Source organism: Spiroplasma endosymbiont of Thecophora atra, assembly GCF_964019735.1.
In the GTDB taxonomy this organism is placed as follows: Bacteria; Bacillota_I; Bacilli_A; order Mycoplasmatales; family VBWQ01; genus Spiroplasma_E; species Spiroplasma_E ixodetis_A.
Genome location: NZ_OZ026464.1, coordinates 1,430,718 through 1,452,462, shown reverse-complemented (window position 1 = coordinate 1,452,462; position 21,745 = coordinate 1,430,718). Strand labels below are relative to the sequence as shown.

The window sequence follows — 21,745 nt, the reverse complement described above, 5'->3', positions numbered from 1 at the left end:
TAAAAGAATTTTGAAATAAAAATCAAAAAAACATCCTGATATTTGTAAAAATTTAGAGTTATTAGGAATTGTGGTTATAAAAGGTGGTGTTCCTATGATTGGAGGTGCTTTATTTGGTGCTTTAATTGGAGTTGCGGGAGGACCTATTGGTATAATTGTGGGGGCGTACCTATTGGTGTATTGCTAGTTTTTAAAGGTGCACTTCTTTAATTTAAACCAAGTATTGATGAAAAATATAACCAAATCAAAAAGACAAAAAAAACTAGAAAAATTATTGAAAAGACTAGAAAGTATTGTAGAAGAAGTAAATTTGCAAGAAGAAAATATTATAACAATAGAATCTGACAGTGAATTAAGAGAAGAAAATTTATCTGATATTTTAAGAAAACATAAATTGTACAATGAAGAGTGTAGAAAAAAATTTTTTGAAGATGATCAATCATTTAAATCTGAAACAAAACTTCAAGATTGAGGAAAAAATATAGGTGAAGAAGTAAATAAATTGCATTCAGTAGCATCTTTAGTACAACAGAATGTAACTAGTAATTATCAAACATCTAAAATATAAATAAATACAAAAATAAAAAACTACTTAATTAATTTTAAGTAGTTTTTTATTTTTATAATCCGCATTTAGATTGAATACCACAATTATTGCAAGTATAACAACCAGCGCTAAAGACAAGGACTCCTTCTTTACACATTGTACATAAGTCACCTAAATCAGTACCAATTTTACGATCTTGACGATCATTACGTCATCCTGGTTTAATTGGTTTTGTTTCATTAATACTTTCGGCAAAAGTTTCAGTTAGACCAAGATCACTTAAGTTAACTTGCTCTTGCATTTGATTATCATCATCGGATAAAGATAAGACTTGACTATCTCTACTTACATCAACATAAACAGTTCCACCTTTTGCTCCATCTTTATATAATTTGTAATATATTTGTTCTACTTTTTTAACAGTGTAACCTTTTGGAGCATTAACAGTTTTTGAAATTGAAGAATCAACTCAACGCTGAATAATACATTGTACATTAGCATGATCTTCAGGTGTTAATTGCATTGCTGAAACAAAAATATCTGGTAATGGTTTTTCTTTAAATTCTGGATGATACTGTAATCAATCATTTACAATTTTTGCTTTTACTTCCATAAATTTGCCAAGTCTTCCTGAACGGAAATATGAAAAGGCAAAGTATGGTTCAAGTCCTGTTGATACACCAACCATAGTTCCGGTTGAATCTGTTGGAGCAACAGTTAATAAATGTGAGTTACGGATACCATATTTAAGAATATCATTTCTGATGTCTTCAGGCATTGTTTTCATGAAACCACTATTAATAAATGCTTCGCGTGATTTTAAAAATGGAAAACTTCCTTTTTCTTTAGCAATATTAATTGATGCACGATAAGCACTAGTAGTAATAGTTTCAAAAATTTTATCAACTACTTCATTAGCTTCTTTTGAGCCGTATTTTAGATTACTTCAAATTAGTAAATCATGTAAACCCATTACTCCTAGACCAATTCTTCGTTCACCAAGTGCTTGTTTTTATTTGCTTCTAAAAAGTATGGAGTGCTGTCAATAACATTATCTTGCATACGAACACAAGTTGTTACAGATTTACTTAGTTCATCGTAAAGAATTTCACTCGTTTTTTTATTAACAAAATTAGCTAAATTAATTGCTGATAAATTACAAACTGAATAGGGTGCTAATGGTTGTTCACCACAAGGATTAGTAGCAACAACACGCATACCATATGCTTGAGCATTAGTCATTTCATTAGCTCTATCAATGAAAAAAATACCAGGTTCTGCTGAATATGTAGCACAGAAATTAATTAAATCTCATAAGTCAGATGCATTAATTGTATAATAAGTTTTAATTGGGTAACCCATTTTTTCTCAATCATGAACATCACCAATTTTATTTCAATGTTCATCATAAGCTTGTTTTTGAGTTATAGTATAATTATCTAAGTCAGGGAAACGTAAATTTCATTTACCATTTGTTGCAACGGCATTCATAAATTCATCACTAATTGTTACTGAAATATTAGTTCCGGTTAAAAAATCGCTTTTAATTACTTCTCAAGATCCACCAAGTGCTAGTTTATTTTTAGCATTTTCTATTATTTCTTCATTAAAAAGTTGTTCATTATTTAAGATTGATTCAAAAATATTGCGATCTTGGTCACTAAGTACTTCAAATTTTAATTTTTTACTTGCTTCATCACGAATTAAACTTGATTTTGAATTTTCTTTTAACCATAATAAAATTTTTGCATTTTGCATTTTTGAAATAATAAATTCGATAATATCTGGATGTCAATCAGCTAGCATAATCATTTGTGCGCCACGTCGTGATCCACCTTGTTCTACTAAATGAGTTAATGTAGATAAATCGTTTAATCAAGAAACAGCTCCTGAAGATTTACCACCAACTGTTTTAGCAACAGTACCTTTTGGTCTTAGTGTTGAACCATTAGAACCAACAACACCACCATGTGACATAATTTCCATAACTTCTTGACGATGGGCAGCAATTCCACTTCGTGAATCATGAATAAAAGGCATTACGAAACAGTTAAAAAAAGTAACATCAGAATCACTACCAGCCCCATATAAAACTCTTCCAGCAGGTACTATATTTAGCGATTTTAATTGCTCATAAAATTCGGATAAATAAACAGATCTTAATTTTGGTGATTCTTTTGTAGTTAATGATTTACTAACACGATAAGCAATTTGTTCATAAAATAACTCTAGTGGTTTTTCAAGTTCATATTTTTGTTTGTGGATAATACCGGCTTTACCAGAAATTTTTATTAGTTCAGGATCAATTGAACCTAGGTATTCATCTTCAATTTTGATAGCATAAACTTGATTTTCTAATTCTTCAACAACATAACCAATTCCTCTAGTTGGAAAAATAGCGTCTTCACGGATAATACTAATTACCAAATCACCTCGTTTTAAAGTAATTAAATTTTTGTCTTTTTGTGCATAACGATCAAGGATTACCATTCTTGATACACCTTCATGAGTAATTTTATAATCTTTTTCTATTGTTTTTAAGTGTGTAAAATGCTTACTAATATCTTCATTTAAATTATTTTTTAAACTTTCACTGTACATAAAAATTCACCTGACCCTTTACAAATTTATTCTTATTATAACAATTGATAAATTTAAAGTCTAAATTTACATTGTTAGTAATTTATTATTTATTTCAGAAAATAATATCATAATTTATTTTATTAAAAATTTATTTTTTGAAATAAATAAATTCAAATTTAATATTATATAGTCAATGCTAATAATCTTACAAATTAATTTTTCTTATTTATAAATTTATTTTTAATAATGTATTTTATTGTTTGTGGTTCTACGTTATTATTGCCTACTATATAAGAAATATTTTTTGGAAAGTTTAGGTTTTAATGTTTAAATAAAATATTAAACTTTAAATTAAAATTAATAAAAAAATTATAAAAAATCATTTATATTACCTTTATTATTAAATTTTTTTTGTTCTTTCAAGAAGTTTTTATAATTATTGGGATATTTTTGTAAAAAATTAAGTAAAAGTTTAATTATAGATTTCTTATATAAAATACTCTTTGTAATGTCTAATTTATAACAATGGTTTTTAAATTTATTAGATATGGTTAATTTTTCATAATTATTAGACATATTTCAAGGCTCTCAGTTGCTATTTTCATTTGGTAAAGAAAAAACACAAAAATATTTTAATATATTTGTAAAATCTATCTTATTAAATTTTGAATCAAATTGAGTTTTTAATTCACTTACTACTTCTGAAGGTTTAAGATCTTCTTTAGTTATTTCATTAGGGTCTAAATCTTTTTTTAGAATAATATTGTTTTCTTTTTTACTATCATGATTTGCTATGATAATATTTTTAGCATATTCTTTAAAGAAATTTTGCAATTCTTCTTTATTAATAATTTCTTTTACTTTGATCATGTAAGTATTTTCTAATGGTATATTAAAATTATTATTATTATCATTATTAAAATATATTATGTTTTCATATAATTTAAAATCGGGTCAAATTTCAAAAATTATTCTTTTGTACAAGTTTATTAAACTAGTCAAAAATTTTACATTTTCTATTGAATTTATTGTTTTATCGTCTATATTATTATGAATATTGTGATGTATTTCATTTCTTATATTATTAAATAAATCTATTATTTTTTTTGCATCAGAAGTTATGACAGATTCCTTTTTTAATATATTAGACAATTCGTTAAAAAATTTAATTTTTTGTTTTTTATCATTTTTATATTTTTTATCATTTTTTATACAAAAAGCTATAAATAGTCTATTAAAAGCTATATGTGCAAAAATATAAAAATTTTCTAGTCTATCATCTTCTAAAAAGTTATTATAAGAAATTATTGCTTTTTTCATTTTTAGTACAGAAGAATTAAAAAATGTTTCTCAGTCGTTATTCATACAAATTCACCTCTATTTATTAATAGTACAAAATTATTAGTTTGGTTTTATCATATTAATTTTATAAAATTAACCTATAAAGGACAATATACATATATAAATAATAAATTTAAAAATACTAATATGGAAGTTAACTAAAAATAATAGATTTAAGTTAGAGTAAAATTTATATGTTATGATAAATATAGTTATTAAAGGGTATGTAGAATCAAGAAAGTGTATTATCAATAATTTCAAAAAATGTAATTGATATTATGTTAATCTTTGAAAATATAAGCAACGAGTTTTAGTAAAAGTAAAATTTAATTTATTAAATGTTTTTTTATTTGGAGGGAGAAAATTTATATATTAAGATAAATTAATTATAATCATATATTATGGGAGGCAAAAAATGAAAATTGTATTATCTGGTGTAGTTGGTGTTGGTAAGAGCACTATTAGTAGAGAATTAGCAAAATTATTAAAATATAAAATTATGGACGAGCCAGTTACTAGTAATCCCTATTTAGATGATTTTTATCAAAATCCTTTAGAATATGCTTTTAAAATGCAAGTATTTATGCTGATGGCACGAAGTAAACAATTAAAAGAAGCACAAAATTTTAACAATGTTATTTTTGATCGTAGTATTTTAGAAGATCCTATTTTTGTTGAGGTATTAAAAGCTCAAAACAATATGAATGATAGAGATTATGAAGTGTATTTAAATTTTTATAATAATGTTATTATTTCATCACTTTATTTTGATCCACAAATTAAGCCTGATTTAATTGTCTATTTAAAAGCAAATCTTGAAAACACAATTGAACGCATAAACCTTCGTGGTCGTGAATCAGAAAAACATGTACCTCATGAATACTGAAGTTTATTAAATAAAAAATATGAACAGTGATATGAAAAAGAAAAAAATAACTTTAATTTTTTAGTAATTGACACTAATGATTTAACTCCTAAGGAAATAGTACAAAAAATAATTGATTATATAAAATAAAATTTCTTATTGAAATCAAATTTTTATTTAGTCATTTTTTCTCATGTTATATTAATAATTATTGTTATTTTTCCTTTACTTTAAAGGTAATTACGTTATAATATTGTATGAGTCAAATATTTAAAAATCAAACTTAATATATTTACTCCTTGCTCATCAGAGCCATATGCCCAAAAGGAGGTCTTCGAACATTGGAAGATTTAAAACAAAAGCATAATTATGAAATTATGTACATCGTTGATGATCAAAATCAAGAAAAAGCACAATTAATTAAAAAAGAATTTTGTGAAATTTTAACTAAAAATGCTGGAAAAATTACTAAAGAACAAGATTCTATTCGTCAATTTGCTTATCCTATTAACAAAAAAGTTAAGGGTCATTATTTTATTATTGAAGTGCTAACTTCACCAGAAAACATTGCTAACTTTAATCGTGTAGCTTTAAATAAACAAAGACAATTAGACGTAATGCGTTTTTTAGTTATTAATTTAGATAGTGAAAAAGTTAATAAGTTTAAACCAAAACGTCAAGTAGAATCTAGTTCTTTCTCTCGACCAACAAGACCAGGAAATCGTCCTTCTTATAATCGTGATGAAAATGGTGAAAGAAAACCAAGACCAATCGCTGGTACTGAATCATCTTATCGTACAAAAACTAATTACCAAAATTCAAAAACAAATACTAATAATAATGCATCGAATACTGAACAAAAAGATTAATAAAATCTAAGTTAAAAGTGAGGATAAAAAATGAATATTGTTACATTAATTGGTAGAATCACTCGTGATTTAAAGTTATATCAAACTTCAACAGGAAAACCTTTTATTTTTTTTACACTTGCAGTTAATAATATTCAAAATCAAGCTGATTATATTTCGTGTGTGGCTTGAAATAAAGTTGCTGAAAATATGACTAATTATTTAGTTAAAGGTTCTTTAATTTCAGTTTCAGGAAGACTGTCAGTAAGAAAATCAACCGATCAAAATGGAAAAGAACTATATATTACTGAAGTGGTTGCACAAACTGTTACTTTTTTAGATAATCGTAAAAAAGATAGTAGTGATAATAATGCTAATATTAATTATTCAAAACCAAGAGATGAGAATAAAATTCATTTAGATGATGCTTTTAAAAGTCCTAATTATAGTACTGATATTGCCTTTACTAATACTAATCAGCTTCAAGAAAAAGAAACTGCTATTCAAAATATAGAATTTGATGAAGAAGATATCATTTGAGATTTAAATAATTAAAGGAGGATAATTATGAACACTGGTAAACCAAGAAATTTTACAAGAAGAAAATCTTGTTTTATTACTAAAAATAATATTACTTATATTGATTATAAAGATATTGAATTACTAAGTAAATTTATGGGTAATAATAGCAAAATTTTGCCAGCAAGAACAACAGGTACTAATCCAAAGTATCAACGTTTAATTGCTAAAAATATAAAACGTGCCCAAATCATGGGATTATTAAGATATTCAAGATAAAAAATTGAGTAAGTTTACAAATCTTACTCAATTTTTATTTATTTTTATCTTAAAAATATTTTATTTTAAATAATAGTTTAAAATTAAAATAAAAAGACCTTAATAGTATTATATTACATAAAAGATAATGGCTGTTTTTAGTATTAGTGTTATAGTATAATTAATAATATTAGAAGGAAGTGACAAAGTGTTCAAATCGTTAAGAAATTATCATTTAATAATGATTGTTTGATTAGTAGTTGAAATTTTAATTGGCTTGACTTATTTTATTGTTAATATTGAGACAGCAGAACAAGTGGTCACTATTACTGTAATTTTAAGTTTAGTTTTAGGTAATTTTATTATTGTTTGTCTTTATATTTTTTTATTTAGTTTATGAATTCGTCATCGTTATATTAACACAGCCGAAATCATAAAATTAAATAATGCACAAGCTTTAACTTTTGGTAGTGTTGGTATGATTGTTTTGGATAGTGATTTATCAATTATGTGAGTAAGTGAATTTTTAGAAGATAAAGGTTTAGGTAGATTAATTGGAAAATCAATTGTTAAACTATCAAGAGATTTAGAACAATTAATTAGTAATAATATTACTCAAATTACACTTAAAATTGAAGATATGCTTTATGATGCTATTTATTTAGTACAAACTAGAACAATTTTGTTACAAGAAACAACTAAATATCATTTCTTATATAATAAATTACAGCAAGAAAAATTAGTTTTTGGTGTAATTAGTATTGATAATTTTTATAATTCTTTACAAAAATTAAGAGTTGAGAATCAAATTCGTGTTGAAGCATTTATTAAAACTGAATTAAATGATTTTGCTAATAATTATTCAGGTTTATTATTAGGTAATATTGAAGATGGTTACAATATTTTACTTTATCAAAATGAATTTAATAAAGCAAGAAATGATAACTTTCCACTTATTAAAAATATTCGAGAAGGTGTTAAAAAATTTAAAGCAGATATTACGTTATCTGCTGGTTTCTCTTATGGTAATGCTATTAGTAAAGATCTATATGATTTGGCTATTGAAAGTAAAGAGTTAGCAGTTTATCGTGGTGGTGATCAAGTAGTTATTCGTGAATTTGGTGGTAATACAGTTTTTATTGGAGGTACTATTGAAGCAAAACAATCAGAATCTAAAATTAATATTAGAATGTTTGCACAATCATTATATAATGAAATAAAATTAGCAGAAAACATTTTAGTTATGGGACATGCAGCTGCTGATTTTGATAGTATTTCTTCAGGAACAGCCATTATTGAAATTGCTAAAAGTTTAAATAAAAGTGCTCATTATGTTATTAATCAAAATGAAGTTGATGAAAAAACATTAAAAATTCTTCATGAACTTGTTCCTGAAAGTTATATTAGTCGTAATTTTATTACAGGTAAACAAGCACTTAAATTTCTTCATGCAAATACTTTATTAATTGTTGTTGATACTCATAATCCGCAACGCGTTGATAGTCCTGATTTATTAAGTAAAGCTGTAAAAATTATTGTTATTGATCATCATCGTGTTTCTGATGAATCAATTAGTAGTACCATTACTTCTTATATTGATGCAGGAACTTCTTCAACAGCTGAAGCAATGACAGAAATTATTTATTATAATGATTTTAATAATATTGAATCAGAATTTTTATGAAATATAATGTTTGCAGGTATTTTAATTGATACTAATAATTTCCAAGTAAGAACAACAAGAAGAACTTTTGAAGCCTGTGGATTATTAACTGATTGAGGCGCTTCTCCTTCTAAAGTTAAAGGATTATTGAAAAATAGTTTAAATGAACTAATTGATAAATTTGCTTTAATTAGTCACGCCCAAGAAATTAAAAAAGGATTTTTAGTTGCTGTTGGTGATGAAAACTTAGAAGTACATACTTCATATTTAGCCCAAATTTCAGAAATGTTGTTAGACTTACGTGATTGTAAAGCATCATTTACTATTGCTTATGATCGTCAAGGACGTGCCTGTTTATCAGCACGAAGCAACGGTGAAATAAATGTTCAAATTATTTGTGAAAACTTAGGTGGTGGTGGTCACTTTAGTGCTGCTGCTGTCCAAAGTAGTAAATTGGGAATTAGAGCATTGTATGATGAATTGGTAAAACTAATTGAAAGTGGTGTATATCAAAGTGAGAGTGCTACTACTGAAAGGTATTAAAAATTATTAAAATAGAAAGTGAGATGTTTACAATGAAAGTTGTACTTTTAACGGATGTTAAAAATTATGGTAAAAAAGGTGAAGTTGTTAATGTTAGTGATGGTTATGGTAAAAATTATTTATTACCTAGAAAATTAGCTGTAATTGCTACATCAGAAGCATTAAAAATTAATCAAAAAGTAATTGAAAATAAAAAAATACAACGAGAAATGGAATTAGAAGATTTACAAAAAATTAAAGAACAATTAGCTTTAATTACTTTACAATTTAAATTAAAAAGTAATAATGGTAAAGTTTCTGGTGCTATTTCTTCAAAACAAATTTGTGAACAACTAGTGCAAAAATATAACATTAAAATTGATAAACATAAATTTGTTAAATTTAATCCTATTAATGAATTAGGTATAACTAACATTAATATTAAATTAGATGTTACAATTATTGCACAATTAAAGGTTGAAGTTTTAGGAGAATAATTATGTCTAACAATAGTCAATATATAAATAATGCAGAAGTTAATGTTTTAAGTGCGATGATTCAATCATCACCAGCATGTGAAAGTGCATTAAATTTATTGGCACCACATGACTTTACAATTAATTCTAATCAAATTATTTTTAAAACAATTACCAATCTTTATAAAAATAATTCTGGTATTGATGTAACAACTATTGCCGAAGAATTAGTTAAGCAAAATAATTTGGATAAAATTGGTGGAATTGAATATTTATCTTCTTTAGTGGCTCAATATATTACTGATGCTAATTTAAAAGAACACATTGATATTTTGATTGAAAGAACTACTAAACGACAATTAGAAAATGCTTTAAAAAATATTGGTAAAGAGTTACAAAGTGAAAAGTCAATTAATGAAGTTTTAATTGCTGCTGAAGCTCAAATTGTACAAGTAAGTAGTGAACGTAATCATGAAGAGATGTTGCCAATTAGTGAACACATTGATGATGTGGTAACTAAAATTGAACAACTACAAAAATCAACAGTTAATATTACTGGTACAAGTTCAGGTATTAACAATTTGGATATGATTACTAGTGGTTTTCAACGAGGTGACTTAATTATTTTAGCAGCTAGACCTTCAATGGGTAAAACCGCCTTAGCACTTAATTTTGCTTTAAATGCTGCTAATGAACAAGATAATAAAAACGATGTTGTTGTTATTTTTTCATTAGAAATGCCAAAAGATCAATTAATTACAAGAATGATTTCTTGTCAAGGACATTTTGATGCTAATCGTTTACGTAATAAGTCTAAATTTACACAGGCTGATTGAAATCGTATTAGTGCTACTGCTGAGCAATTGAAACAAAAAAGAATTATTATTGATGATACACCTGGTTTAAGAGTTTTAGAGTTGCAAACTAAATTAAGAAAATTAAGTCGTGAAAATAGCATTAAGTTAGTAATTATTGATTATTTACAGTTATTAACTGGTAGAGATAGTGAATCACGTCAACAAGAAGTTTCAAATATTTCTCGTAGTTTAAAAATTTTGGCAAGAGAATTAAGAGTACCAATTGTTTGTTTATCACAATTATCAAGAATGGTGGAGAGACGTGAAGAAAAACGCCCTTTAATGTCTGATTTACGTGAGTCAGGGGCTATTGAACAAGATGCTGATGTAATTATGTTTTTATATCGTGATGATTATTATAAGGAAAAAAATAGAGAAGAAACAACAAGTTCACAAGAAAGTAATCTTGCTGAAATTCTTATTTCTAAACATCGAAACGGCCCGACAGGAAAAGTAGTAACTGTTTTTATTCCAAAATGAGGTAAGTTTGAAAATTATACAGGATAAAAATAATAAAAAACCTAAAATTTAATTTTAGGTTTTTTTAAAAGAAGTTAATAAATTAAATTAATTAGTTTTTATTATCCTTCTGGATTTAAACTTTTAAATAGTTTTCCTTTATTATCATTAATTTTAGTTCCAGCGTAAACAATACCATTGATATTTAATAAACTATGTACTTCACCACCACTGCTACTTCAACTAAAAATACCAATTGCTACTGTATAGACAACTTTAAATAATCTTCCTTTACCATCAGTAGTTCTTGTTCCAACAAAAATTGTATTATTATCATTAACTAGACTTAAAACTTCACCATTAGTATCTTTTCAGTTAGTTACTACTGTATTTTCACCATCTTCTTTAACTTTATATAAATATCCTTGACCATCACCAGTTTTAGTTCCGATATAAATATTTTCGTTTGTTGAAGTAGTTAAACTATAAATTTCACCATTGTTTACATTTCATTTTGATAATATTGTTATTGTGTCATCTTTTGTAATTTTAATTAACTTTCCTGTATATACATTATCAACGGGTGTTGTTTTAGTTCCAACATAAATTGTGCCATTGACATTTAGTAAACCACGAACTTCACCATTAGTATCTTTTCAATCAGATAGTGCTGTTATTGTGTCATCTTTTGTAATTTTAATTAACTTTCCTGTATATACATTATCAACGGGTGTTGTTTTAGTTCCAACATAAATTGTGCCATTGACATTTAGTAAACCACGAACTTCACCATTAGTATCTTTTCAATCAGATAGTGCTGTTATTGTATCATCATCAGTAATTTTAAATAAATTACCTTTGCCATCACCAGTTTTTGTGCCTGCATAAATAGTATTATTAATGTTTAATAGACTACATATTTCACCGTTGTTTTCATCTCATTTAGATAGTGCTGTTATTGTATCATCATTAGTAATTTTAAATAAATTACCTTTGCCATCGCCAGTTTTTGTTCTAACATAGATCGTATCATTAACATTTAATAAACTTTGAACTTTACCATTACTTTCTTTTCAATTTGTTAAAGGTGTTGTTGTGTCATCTTTTGTAATTTTAAATAAATTACCTTTGTCATCACCAGTTTTGGTTCCTGCATAAATAGTATTTTTATTATTAACTAAGCTTTGAATTTCACCATTATTTTCTTTTCAATTTGTTATTTCTTGAAAATTACTTGTTATATTACTTATACATGCAGAGACATTGCTTGTTGTTGCTGCTGTAAATCCTAAAACATCTACAATTGATAGTATACTTTTTAAATTTTTCATAAAATACCCCTTTTTCAAACTTTAACCCTTTTATAAAATAATTTTACATTATTTCAAAAATAAAATAGTATTTATAATACTTTTGAGTGTTATTTATGAAGTTAATATAAGTATTTTAGAAAGATATTAAATTAGAAATCTATATTAAATTTTTTGATTAATATATGAAGTATTTACAAAAGGTTCATTTAATAAATCATTAATTTCTTCGATATTTATGATTTTTTCTGTAGTTATTTCTTGAATTTTATTTCAACTTAAACTTAAAAAATTATTTATTTCAGTATCATTTAATTTTAAAATTTTGCTTATTATTTCCAAAATATTATTTGTTATTTTAACAGTTTTTTTAATTTTTTTATAATATAGTGAAACATCCGCCAGTAATTCTAAGTTACTATAAAATTTATTTTCTTCTTTTTTTGAATTTATAAGTTTTACTAAGAACTCTTTGATTTGATCATTTTTATATTGTTTTTCTAAAATTGATTTAACTTCTAAGTCACATTTTTCATCTTCATCATTCATTGTTATATTGTCCCCTTTTCATTATTATAATTAATAAATTTAGCTTAAATATGTACTATTTATTTGAAATTTAAAGTGTGCTCCTTCTACAGCATTTTTTGATTCTTCTTTTAAATGAATAGATAAATATATATTGCCATTATTACTATATCAAAAAAATGCTTGAGCATATATATGAATAAAAACTAACGGAGTAAATCAACTGCCATAATAATACATAAATTCTATATTTCAACAAATTTTGTTTTTTTCATCATTTGTGTTACTTGATGTGTTAATTTTTGCTGTATTAACTGATAAGTTAGGTCCTGTAATTTGAGATGGTAAATTATGTCATATACAGTTTTTATATGTGGCAGTTTCAACTTTAATAATTGCTTTATCATCAAAATTTAACAATTGATACTTTTTAATAAATGATTGTCAATCTAAATGATATTTTTTTCAAGACATTATATTGATATTGTCTACAATATTGCCTTCATATTGAGAACTTGTGCCATTAAATCATTCTTCATTTTCGTACAAAGATTTTGATTTGTGAGGGTTGTTATCAAAAAAGTCACAAGCGTTAATGTTAATAGTAGTTAATGCACTAAATGTTAAACAACTTAAAATATTTAATATTCTTTTCATTTTATACCTCTTTAAAATTTTTAGATTTATGGTGACATATTCAAATATATCATTTATTTATTATAATATTTTTAAAACTTTTTTCAGTGTATAAAAGGTAATTTATTTCATTTCATTTCAAGGATATATGAAATTATATATGGATAAAAATTAATAACATCGCTACCTTATAATTTCTCCAAACACTACTATAAATCAATTAATGAAGTAAAATATTAAATATTTTTTCAATTTTTAAAATTAATTAGTTGCGTAATATGTCTAAAGTTTAAAAGTATCTAAGATTTATATTTTTTGTAATTTATTACTAGAACTTTGACCTTTACTTGTTGAAACTTTGCTATTTTCTTGATTAATAAAATCTATATCTGTTTTATTTCATTGTGAATAAAATGGTATTTCTTTTCATAATATTTTACTTAAAATAGTTTCAGTAAAATTTATAGATGCATTATTTCAATCTTCTGCTACTGTTATTGATTTTTTAACAATTTCTTCAACTACTTTTGTATATTCTTTAATAATTTTTAATTTCAATGAATCATTTTTCAAACACAAATCAATTATTTTATTACTAAAGTTTTCATAAGCATTTGCTTCAGATTTTAAATTTGGATAGAAATTTAATAATGTCTTAAATTCAAACAATTCATATTTAAAAAATATCAAAATTATAGTTTTGAAGACTTTTTTAAAACTTTCAACATTAAATTCTGAATTTAAAAAATTATTCAAATTTGTATCTTGTTCTATTTTACATTTAATGTAATACTTTTTATAAAGTTGAAGATTGTTTTTGAATAGTTGTTTGTTCATCATAATAATTATTCATATCATCATCTGTGTTAATTGAAGGTTGAACTTGTAGTTGGTTAATTTCGGTAATTATTTGTTCAATAACTTTATTGTTTTCATTTTCTTCATGTTCTTCAATAGTTTGTAATTCTTTTTTAATTTTTGTAATTTCTTGATCAATTTGTTTACGTTTAGCATTATTTCAAGGTTTAAATTTAAGTTTCTTTTTCTCATCAAGTTTTTTATTTAATAATTCATAAAGAGCAATTTTTCTATTAGTATTGTTACTTTTTAATTCTTTAATTTCATCTTCTTCTGTTATATCTCATTCTTCATTTTCTTGCTCATTTTCTTTTGCCAATTGTTTAATATTTCTTTTTCTGTTTTGCATTTCATTCATACTATTTTTACTTGTATTTTCTTGAAATTCTGGTAATAGTTCTTCTAATAAAAAACAATTATCAGTAAAAACATCATCAAATTTATTAAGTTCTTTATAGATTTTTTCTAATTCGCTAAATTGTAAAGGTAAGTGCAACTAAATTATTTTTCTATCCAAATATTCGATTGGTGAAAGATAATTTAGTATTTTTCTTGGTCTTTGGTTTAAAGACAATATAAATTTATGAACTTCATTTTTATTAGTTTTTGAAAAAATAAATTTTTTAGGAAATTTTTCTCTAATTAAACCATTAGTATTTTCATTAGTACCTCTTTGTCAAGGTGAATATGGATTGGCAAAATAAATTTTTATATCTAAATTTTTTTCAAGTTGTTGTCAATTTGAAAATTCTTTGCCACGATCAAAAGTAATAGTTTTAACAATGTTTTTAGGAAGAATTGATAAATAATAACTAACATTTTTATTAATAACTTTAGTAGTTCTGTTTTTAACTAATATTGCTAAAGTAAATCGTGATACTCTTTCAACTAAAGTTATTAAACATGATTTGCTTTTACCTCGTGATGATACTATAGTATCTCCTTCTCAATGACCAAGTGTTATACGATCATTAACATTTATATCTCGTTCTTTAATTGATTTACCATTAAACTTGCCACGATTTTCTTTAGATTTTCGTTTTTTACCTTTTCTTCTTAAATTTTTACTAGTAACTTTATCAAGCATTCCAAAATAAATTCAAGTATAAATTGTTTTAAAACTAATAACTCACTCTTTATGAAAATTTTTAATTCTGCCATAAATTTGTTCAGGTGATCAACCTAATAGTAATTTTTGTTGTACATATTTTACTAAATTCTTATTTTTAAACTTATGAAAACTAATATGTGATTGTTTTCGATTTTCAGCTTTATTTTGTGCAATTAATGAAAAATAATGATTATTATCTTTATTTCTATTAATTTCTCGAATAATAGTACTAATACTTCGATTAAGATTTTTAGCTATTTCACTAATTTTAAATTTAAATTTCAATTGATTCTCAATATAAATCCTTTCATCTATGCCAAGATGTTTATAACTCATATAAAAACTCCTTACTTTTTTCTAAACTAAATTTAGCATTATGAAATTTTTATATGAGAATTTTTTGCAATTTTATTTACTTGCACTTACAAGTATAACTCAGCATTCTTTTAAATTTTTTAAAATTTCAGAAATTATCAAAGTATTATAATCATTATTAAAATATTCACTAATTCTTTGATAAATAGCATAGTGAGTTTGAAATATTTGATCTGGATAATTTTGACGACTATATTTTATTCCTCTTTCTTCAAGAGCATAAATTTTTTTAAAATTTTTTATTTTTCATTCTTGTAGAGTTTTTTTTACATCATTAAAAATAAACATTTTAATTTCTTTTTCAATTAGTGATTTAAATTCTTTGAAATCATTAGTTTCTTTTAATATTAATTCCTCTTCTGAAATATTAACTACATTTTCATTTTTTCTATTTTCTTTAATTATATTTTTCATGATTGAATCAAAATATTCACCATCACTTTGTAAATCAAAATATTTAGCAAAATCTAACATCTTTATTTTCTCCTTTAATATATTTCTAAATAAAAAACCTATTTACTTTTAAATAAAGTAATAGGTTTTTTAAAACTTATATGTTTATGATTAAAGATTATCAAATTTTATATTTTTTTCAATATTTTTTCCATATTAATTAATTTTAATAAATTTAAATGATGCAACCTTAAAACAATTTTTAACAAGTAAAACTTGGGTTAATTTAAACATCACTATTTTTGATCAAGACAAGTCACTAAAATGTATTAATGGCACACAATCTTACAACTAATTAATAATCCTAAAGCTCCACCAGCACCACCTGACCCACCAATTCCTCCATTCCCCCAACTCCAACCCCAGTTCCAGACCCTAATCATAATAGTAGTAGCTTTAGTACAACATGAATTATCTTTGTAGTATTTGGCTCAATTCTTCTTATTATAGGAGTTGGTTATTTAAGATACCATCGCAAGAAAAAAGGTATTGGCGGATTAAAACGAAATAAAAATAATAAAAATGCAAAATAAATATTTTTTATTAATAAGGCCACAAACTAGGAGGTATTAAATTAATTATTTTAGTAATAAAAAGAGAAAGTAATGACTGAATGAAAAGATAAAATAAGCACTCTTTATAAGAGTAATTCGTAATAAAATCATTATGCTCTGGGTCATTCCTAAATTTATCTTTATTTTTTTTATTATTAAATTTTATTATTTCGTCAATTACTTCCTTATTTAAATCAATGTATTTTTTTAGAATATTTAAATCTGGATGAGCGATATCATTTGAAATCAATACTTTTAAATAGTCTAAAGTATATTTTTTTTCTTCTTTATTAACAAGTACTTGATTTATTTTCTTAAGAAATCTTTTATTTATAGAATATATGTTATTAGCATAATTGATTATTTGTTCATTTTTGTTTCCAAATTCTAATTCTCTAATATTAGTTTTATCCGATTTTAAGTTATTTAGAAAAGCATTTATTTCTATTCATTCATTAAATAATTGTTTAAGTGAATCTCTATTCGAAAGTCTTTGATTGAGTTCTTTATGATGTTGATCTAAAAATTCTTCAGAAATATATTCAATGCCTAATTTTTTATTTAAATTTCTTATATTTTTTGCTACTCCACTAATTTCTGACTCAATAATACTTCTTAAATTCATTGCATTTGTATTTTGAAAGTTTATTTCATTAAAAAATTTATAAAATTGATTAATAATGATGTTTTCAATTAAATAATCAGAATCTCAACTATTGATAGATTTTTTTCTATTTTCAAAAGTTAGTAAAATTGCAATTATATAATCTTCAAGTTTATTTAAATTTAACACTTTATAATTCCTCGGTTTCAAATATGAATTTATATATGTTTATTATCGCAAATAATAAGGTTAAATATAACCTTATTTTTTATTTCAGAAAGGAGGATTAATATGCAAAATTTAATCCCAAAAGCTATTCGTCGAACTCGCTTAGAGTTCTTTCGTGGCATATCAATTATTGAATTCGTATTAGCAATAATATGAATTGTGTTAGCGGCTGCAATATTTTTAACTTTGCCACTACAATGATATATTCGAATTCCAATCTTTCTCTTTGGTTCATTTTTAGTAGCACCTTTAATTTGTCCAATGATGGGACATTTAAGAGGTTGAGAAGTTATTTTATTATGAATCAAATATTTAATTGCTCCCAGAAAATATCAAGAAAAAACTAAACAAGATACTAGTTTGTTAGTTCCTTATGATTGTGCAGTAAAAGAATACTTTATTAAAACTCAATTATTAGGTGACTATGAATATTATGTTGCAGGATTTGAAGTTAAAGGTTTTAATTTAAGTCTATTAAATCCAGAAACACAAATGTTAAAAATCCAAGATTTACAAGATACTTTTAAATACTGTGATTTTCCAATTACAATGATGAAAATTGATTTACCGATTAATTTTAGTGAAACAATAACTTATTACCAAGAACAATTAAAAGCATGTGAAGTTGGTAGCTCGCAATATCAACAATTACAAGAACAGATTGAAGCTTTACAATCACAACAAATTAATAGTGATAATTTTATTAAAACAAGAAAAGCATTCTTTTTCTTTGTTTATGGCGTAACTATTAGTGAACTTGAAAGCTATTGCCAACAAGTAACTACTAAGTTACAACATAATGGTTTTGGTTGTGAACAATTAACTAACTTTCAACTAGTTAATACTATTAATTCAATTTATAATCCTTATAGTAAGTCTATTACCTTAAAGCAATTTAAATGTCATAAAAATAATTTAGAAAACATTTTATCATTTAAAGAATTTACTATATCTAAAGACCACATAACAGCTGATAAATTGTACTATGGCATTGATATTATTCAAGAATATCCTTTTGAACCACGTAGTGGCTGAGGAGCTTATCTCTCTTCTAATGAGCAAACTATTATTTGAAATATTTATCCATTATCAAACAAAAGTATTAAGAAAGCTTTAGATAAAGCAATTAATAACTCTAAGGTTAAACACTATCGAACAAAATCAAATATGACTAGTCGAGAAGTTGAATATCAAATTAATGCCTATGAAGCTTTAAGTGATAGTATTGCTGGTGGTAGTGAAATAGTTAAAAATGTTAATTTATTATTTTTAAGTTACGGTACAAGTTTAAATAGTTTAGTTGAATCACGTGCTCGATTAAAAAATTCACTAAAAGAATTAGATATGGAAGTCAACCCTTTAACTTATCGACAATTACTAGGTTTTAGTGCCGTATTACCTAAGCCTAATGTTCCATTAATCTTTAAGAATGGTCGTGAAATGCCTTGTTTTGAACAGTAGCTAGTTCTTTCCCATTGTTAAATGGTGGTTTAAACGACTATAAAGGGTTATATTTAGGTGAAAACACAACTAATGATGCAATGTTATTCGACCAATTTATGCTTAATGATAAACGTAAGAATCATAATCAAATTATCATTGGTACTAGTGGTAGTGGTAAATCTACTTTAACTAAAAAAGAAATTGCTTTTCACTTAAACATGGGGCGAACTGTTATTGTTATTGATCCTGAACGTGAGTATCAAAACTTATGTAACTATTACAAAGGTCAATGAATTGATATTGGTAATGCCACTATCGGTCGTATTAATCCTTTACAAGTTTTAGATAATAATTTTAAAGAATTAGATGAAGCTACAACTGAAAACTTTGATGAAATTAATGAAGCTCCAGTATCTAATCATCTACGAACATTAACGCAATGATTTAGAACCCTATATCATGATTTAAAAGAAAGAGAATTACGAGTCTTAATTAATGAAATTCAAAAAACATATACTAAATTTCAAATTACTAATGCTACTGATATTAGTAAATTGAAACCAGGACAATTTCCTACCTTCCAAAATTTATATGAGACTATTTGTCATAGTTACCAAGAAAAGCCAAATAAAACCTTAAATGAATTAATGGATATTATTCAGTATGACTTTTGTAATGATGGTCAATATAGTAAATTATGAAACGGTCATACAACATTAAATTTTAATAATCAATTTGTTGTTTATGATGTTTGAACATTATTCGATCAAGATATTCCTAAAATTATAGCTGCTCAGTTATACTTAGTTCTTGCTTTTATTAAAGGTGAGGTTAAACGTAATCGATTTAAAAAGGATAAAGAATTAATCATCGTTATTGATGAAGCTCACTTAGCGATTGATAAAGATAACCCTGTAGCTCTTAATTTTATGTATCAAATGGTAAAACGTTGTCGTAAGTATCATGCTGGAATTATTATTACAACTCAAAATATTAATGACTTTACAGGTACTGAAGATATTAAAAAGAAAACAACAGCCATGATTAATAATACCCAATATACTTTTATTTTTAATCTTGCTCCTAGTGATTTGAATGATGTTAAATTATTATATCAATCATATGGAGGTCTTTCACCTGAAGAAACAGATTTTATTCAACGAGCAGGTAAGGGCGACGCATTAATGATTGTTCACAGTTATGAACGTTATTGCTTGAATATTAGTATTTTAAATAGTGAATTTAAAGCATTTGATAATATAAAATAATTAATAGCCCCAGATAACTTTATTTAGTTATCTGGGGCTATTTTTGTTTATCAAAATTTCTTTTGATATGAAAAATTTGGAAACATTTTTTTAAAATTTTCTTCAGTTTCTTTAACACATGGATAATCTTTTTGTTCTTCTCAAAAACATAAATTAATTTTTCAACCATTTTTAAGTTTATTTAATAATCATTCATTTACTGTAACATCAGCAGTTCCAAAAGAATAACCAAAAATATCAATGAAACCAGTTTGAACTTTTAAGTCTTCTATCTTATTTTCTATTAAATTTAATATTGTTTTAGGATAATTTTCAACACATAAAAAATCACCTTTACTTTTTGACAAAAAAAGTAATTTTTCATTAGTAACACTTTCGTTACCCAATATTAAAGATTGAAAAAAATGATGTTCAGGTATCAAAGTGACATTATATTTAGTTCAATCCTGTTCATTTTCTTCTATGAATTCTTGTACATTAATTTCTGATATTATTTGCTTAATATTTTCTAATTTATTATCTTCAATCAAATTTAATTTATTATTTATTTTTAATTTTAAATCTTCTATTATTTGATTTAGATTCATTTCTTTACTTGGTTTAAAAGAAGTTTTTGTTACTGGATTAGATATCTTGCCTCTATTATCAGAATTAATAAAACCGCAAGATAAATTGGTAAATTCATTAACTTTCCCAAATTTTTTAAATTTTTTAAGAAAGGTTCCTGTGTTTAAATTATTTAATAATGATCATGAAAAATCAAATAAATTATTTGTAAAAACAGTATAGTGTAATAAATAAATTTTATTAGATACTTTAGTCTTATTTTGAAAGTCATCTTTTTTATTTACAAATTCATAGGGGAAAGTATAATTTAATGAAATTACTGAAATAACTTTATTGTTTCCTGCAATTTCATTACTATCAAATAATTTAATTTTTTTAATAATACTATCTTTTGTTTTTTTATCTTTTATTTTATTTACTATTATTAAATAGTATGTTTGCATTAAAAAACAAAATCTAGAATAGCTATAGATTAATTTTTCTCAATCTGTCCTTTTTATTTTTAATTTTTTAGTATTGGGTATTTTACTTTTATTGATTAAGTCATTATGTTTTTCATTAAAAAAAGTTAATAAATCTGTTTCAAGATCAGATCATAAAAGTTCTTTTTCATTGACTTTATTAATTTGTTTTCATTTTTCAAATTCTTCTATAAATTCATAAGATTTTTTTATTATTTGTTTTTTTTCATAAGATTTTACAGTGTTTTTAATATATTCATCTTTTACTCAATTTGTGTAATCTTTATACGTTGTGGGCTGATTTAATGACCTATCAAACCCATTACCTAATAAAATTAAAGAGTACTCATCATTGTTTTGATCATTCATCATTTATCCCTTTTTTAGTATGCTAAATTGTAAAGGTAAGTG

20 protein-coding genes and 1 pseudogene are annotated in these 21,745 nt (G+C 24.4%); 10 read left to right on the top strand and 11 right to left on the bottom strand.

Annotated elements, in window-relative coordinates; all coding sequences use genetic code 4:
- Window positions 1-226: 226 nt before the first annotated feature.
- The gene (locus AACL05_RS08345; protein ID WP_338961421.1) at window positions 227-568 is read left to right on the top strand and encodes a hypothetical protein; all 342 of its coding nucleotides are present in this window, start codon (window positions 227-229) and stop codon (window positions 566-568) included.
- A gap of 52 nt (window positions 569-620) precedes the next feature.
- Here the strand turns inward: AACL05_RS08345 and AACL05_RS08765 are convergent.
- A pseudogene (locus AACL05_RS08765) lies at window positions 621-3,148 on the bottom strand (vitamin B12-dependent ribonucleotide reductase).
- Between the two features lie 351 nt (window positions 3,149-3,499).
- The gene (locus AACL05_RS08330) at window positions 3,500-4,495 is read right to left on the bottom strand and encodes a hypothetical protein (RefSeq protein ID WP_338961415.1); all 996 of its coding nucleotides are present in this window, start codon (window positions 4,493-4,495) and stop codon (window positions 3,500-3,502) included.
- Between the two features lie 391 nt (window positions 4,496-4,886).
- Here AACL05_RS08330 and AACL05_RS08325 point away from each other — a divergent pair, with 391 nt between their 5' ends.
- The 7 genes from AACL05_RS08325 (at window position 4,887) to dnaB (ending at window position 10,986) form a co-directional block, all read left to right on the top strand.
- Window positions 4,887-5,486, top strand: a complete 600-nt coding sequence (locus AACL05_RS08325; RefSeq protein ID WP_252320085.1) for a deoxynucleoside kinase — start codon at window positions 4,887-4,889, stop codon at window positions 5,484-5,486.
- Window positions 5,487-5,677: 191 nt separating this feature from the next.
- The gene (gene rpsF / locus AACL05_RS08320; protein WP_338961413.1) at window positions 5,678-6,205 is read left to right on the top strand and encodes a 30S ribosomal protein S6; all 528 of its coding nucleotides are present in this window, start codon (window positions 5,678-5,680) and stop codon (window positions 6,203-6,205) included.
- Window positions 6,206-6,235: 30 nt separating this feature from the next.
- Window positions 6,236-6,739: a single-stranded DNA-binding protein gene (locus AACL05_RS08315; protein WP_338961411.1), complete on the top strand. Its 504-nt coding sequence runs from the start codon at window positions 6,236-6,238 to the stop codon at window positions 6,737-6,739.
- A gap of 12 nt (window positions 6,740-6,751) precedes the next feature.
- Window positions 6,752-6,982, top strand: a complete 231-nt coding sequence (gene rpsR / locus AACL05_RS08310; protein WP_338961409.1) for a 30S ribosomal protein S18 — start codon at window positions 6,752-6,754, stop codon at window positions 6,980-6,982.
- A gap of 187 nt (window positions 6,983-7,169) precedes the next feature.
- A complete protein-coding gene (locus AACL05_RS08305) occupies window positions 7,170-9,167 on the top strand; it encodes a DHH family phosphoesterase (protein WP_252320081.1) in 1,998 nt (665 codons plus the stop codon).
- A 32-nt stretch (window positions 9,168-9,199) separates the two neighbouring features.
- Window positions 9,200-9,643, top strand: coding sequence for a 50S ribosomal protein L9 (gene rplI, locus AACL05_RS08300; protein WP_286641879.1), 444 nt, complete (start codon window positions 9,200-9,202; stop codon window positions 9,641-9,643).
- Between the two features lie 2 nt (window positions 9,644-9,645).
- A complete protein-coding gene (gene dnaB / locus AACL05_RS08295; RefSeq protein WP_338961405.1) occupies window positions 9,646-10,986 on the top strand; it encodes a replicative DNA helicase in 1,341 nt (446 codons plus the stop codon).
- Between the two features lie 74 nt (window positions 10,987-11,060).
- Here the strand turns inward: dnaB and AACL05_RS08290 are convergent, their stop codons facing one another.
- The 8 genes from AACL05_RS08290 to AACL05_RS08255 all read right to left on the bottom strand — a co-directional run bounded on the left by AACL05_RS08290 (window position 11,061) and on the right by AACL05_RS08255 (window position 17,556).
- Window positions 11,061-12,269 (bottom strand): hypothetical protein, encoded by a 1,209-nt coding sequence (locus AACL05_RS08290; protein WP_338986000.1) that lies wholly within the window; start codon window positions 12,267-12,269, stop codon window positions 11,061-11,063.
- Between the two features lie 144 nt (window positions 12,270-12,413).
- Window positions 12,414-12,797, bottom strand: a complete 384-nt coding sequence (locus AACL05_RS08285) for a hypothetical protein (RefSeq protein ID WP_338961401.1) — start codon at window positions 12,795-12,797, stop codon at window positions 12,414-12,416.
- Between the two features lie 39 nt (window positions 12,798-12,836).
- Window positions 12,837-13,433 (bottom strand): hypothetical protein, encoded by a 597-nt coding sequence (locus AACL05_RS08280; RefSeq protein WP_338961399.1) that lies wholly within the window; start codon window positions 13,431-13,433, stop codon window positions 12,837-12,839.
- 285 nt (window positions 13,434-13,718) lie between these two features.
- Window positions 13,719-14,081, bottom strand: coding sequence for a hypothetical protein (locus tag AACL05_RS08275; protein ID WP_338985998.1), 363 nt, complete (start codon window positions 14,079-14,081; stop codon window positions 13,719-13,721).
- A 127-nt stretch (window positions 14,082-14,208) separates the two neighbouring features.
- Window positions 14,209-14,766 carry a hypothetical protein gene (locus AACL05_RS08270; RefSeq protein WP_338985997.1) on the bottom strand — a complete coding sequence of 186 codons (558 nt, stop codon included), beginning with the start codon at window positions 14,764-14,766 and terminating at the stop codon, window positions 14,209-14,211.
- Window positions 14,767-15,717 carry an IS30 family transposase gene (locus AACL05_RS08265; protein ID WP_338960236.1) on the bottom strand — a complete coding sequence of 317 codons (951 nt, stop codon included), beginning with the start codon at window positions 15,715-15,717 and terminating at the stop codon, window positions 14,767-14,769.
- 72 nt (window positions 15,718-15,789) lie between these two features.
- The gene (locus AACL05_RS08260; RefSeq protein WP_338985996.1) at window positions 15,790-16,230 is read right to left on the bottom strand and encodes a hypothetical protein; all 441 of its coding nucleotides are present in this window, start codon (window positions 16,228-16,230) and stop codon (window positions 15,790-15,792) included.
- A 522-nt stretch (window positions 16,231-16,752) separates the two neighbouring features.
- Entirely contained in the window at window positions 16,753-17,556 is an 804-nt protein-coding gene (locus AACL05_RS08255) for a hypothetical protein (protein WP_338961393.1), read from the bottom strand.
- A gap of 102 nt (window positions 17,557-17,658) precedes the next feature.
- Here AACL05_RS08255 and AACL05_RS08250 point away from each other — a divergent pair, with 102 nt between their 5' ends.
- Together AACL05_RS08250 and AACL05_RS08245 are read left to right on the top strand one after the other, a co-directional pair.
- Window positions 17,659-19,056: a hypothetical protein gene (locus tag AACL05_RS08250; RefSeq protein WP_338985994.1), complete on the top strand. Its 1,398-nt coding sequence runs from the start codon at window positions 17,659-17,661 to the stop codon at window positions 19,054-19,056.
- Entirely contained in the window at window positions 19,041-20,306 is a 1,266-nt protein-coding gene (locus AACL05_RS08245) for a VirB4 family type IV secretion system protein (protein WP_338985992.1), read from the top strand. Before AACL05_RS08250 ends, AACL05_RS08245 begins: the two co-directional genes overlap by 16 nt.
- A 47-nt stretch (window positions 20,307-20,353) precedes the next feature.
- Here the strand turns inward: AACL05_RS08245 and AACL05_RS08240 are convergent, their stop codons facing one another.
- Window positions 20,354-21,703 carry a hypothetical protein gene (locus AACL05_RS08240; RefSeq protein WP_338985991.1) on the bottom strand — a complete coding sequence of 450 codons (1,350 nt, stop codon included), beginning with the start codon at window positions 21,701-21,703 and terminating at the stop codon, window positions 20,354-20,356.
- Between the last annotated feature and the right edge of the window lie 42 nt (window positions 21,704-21,745).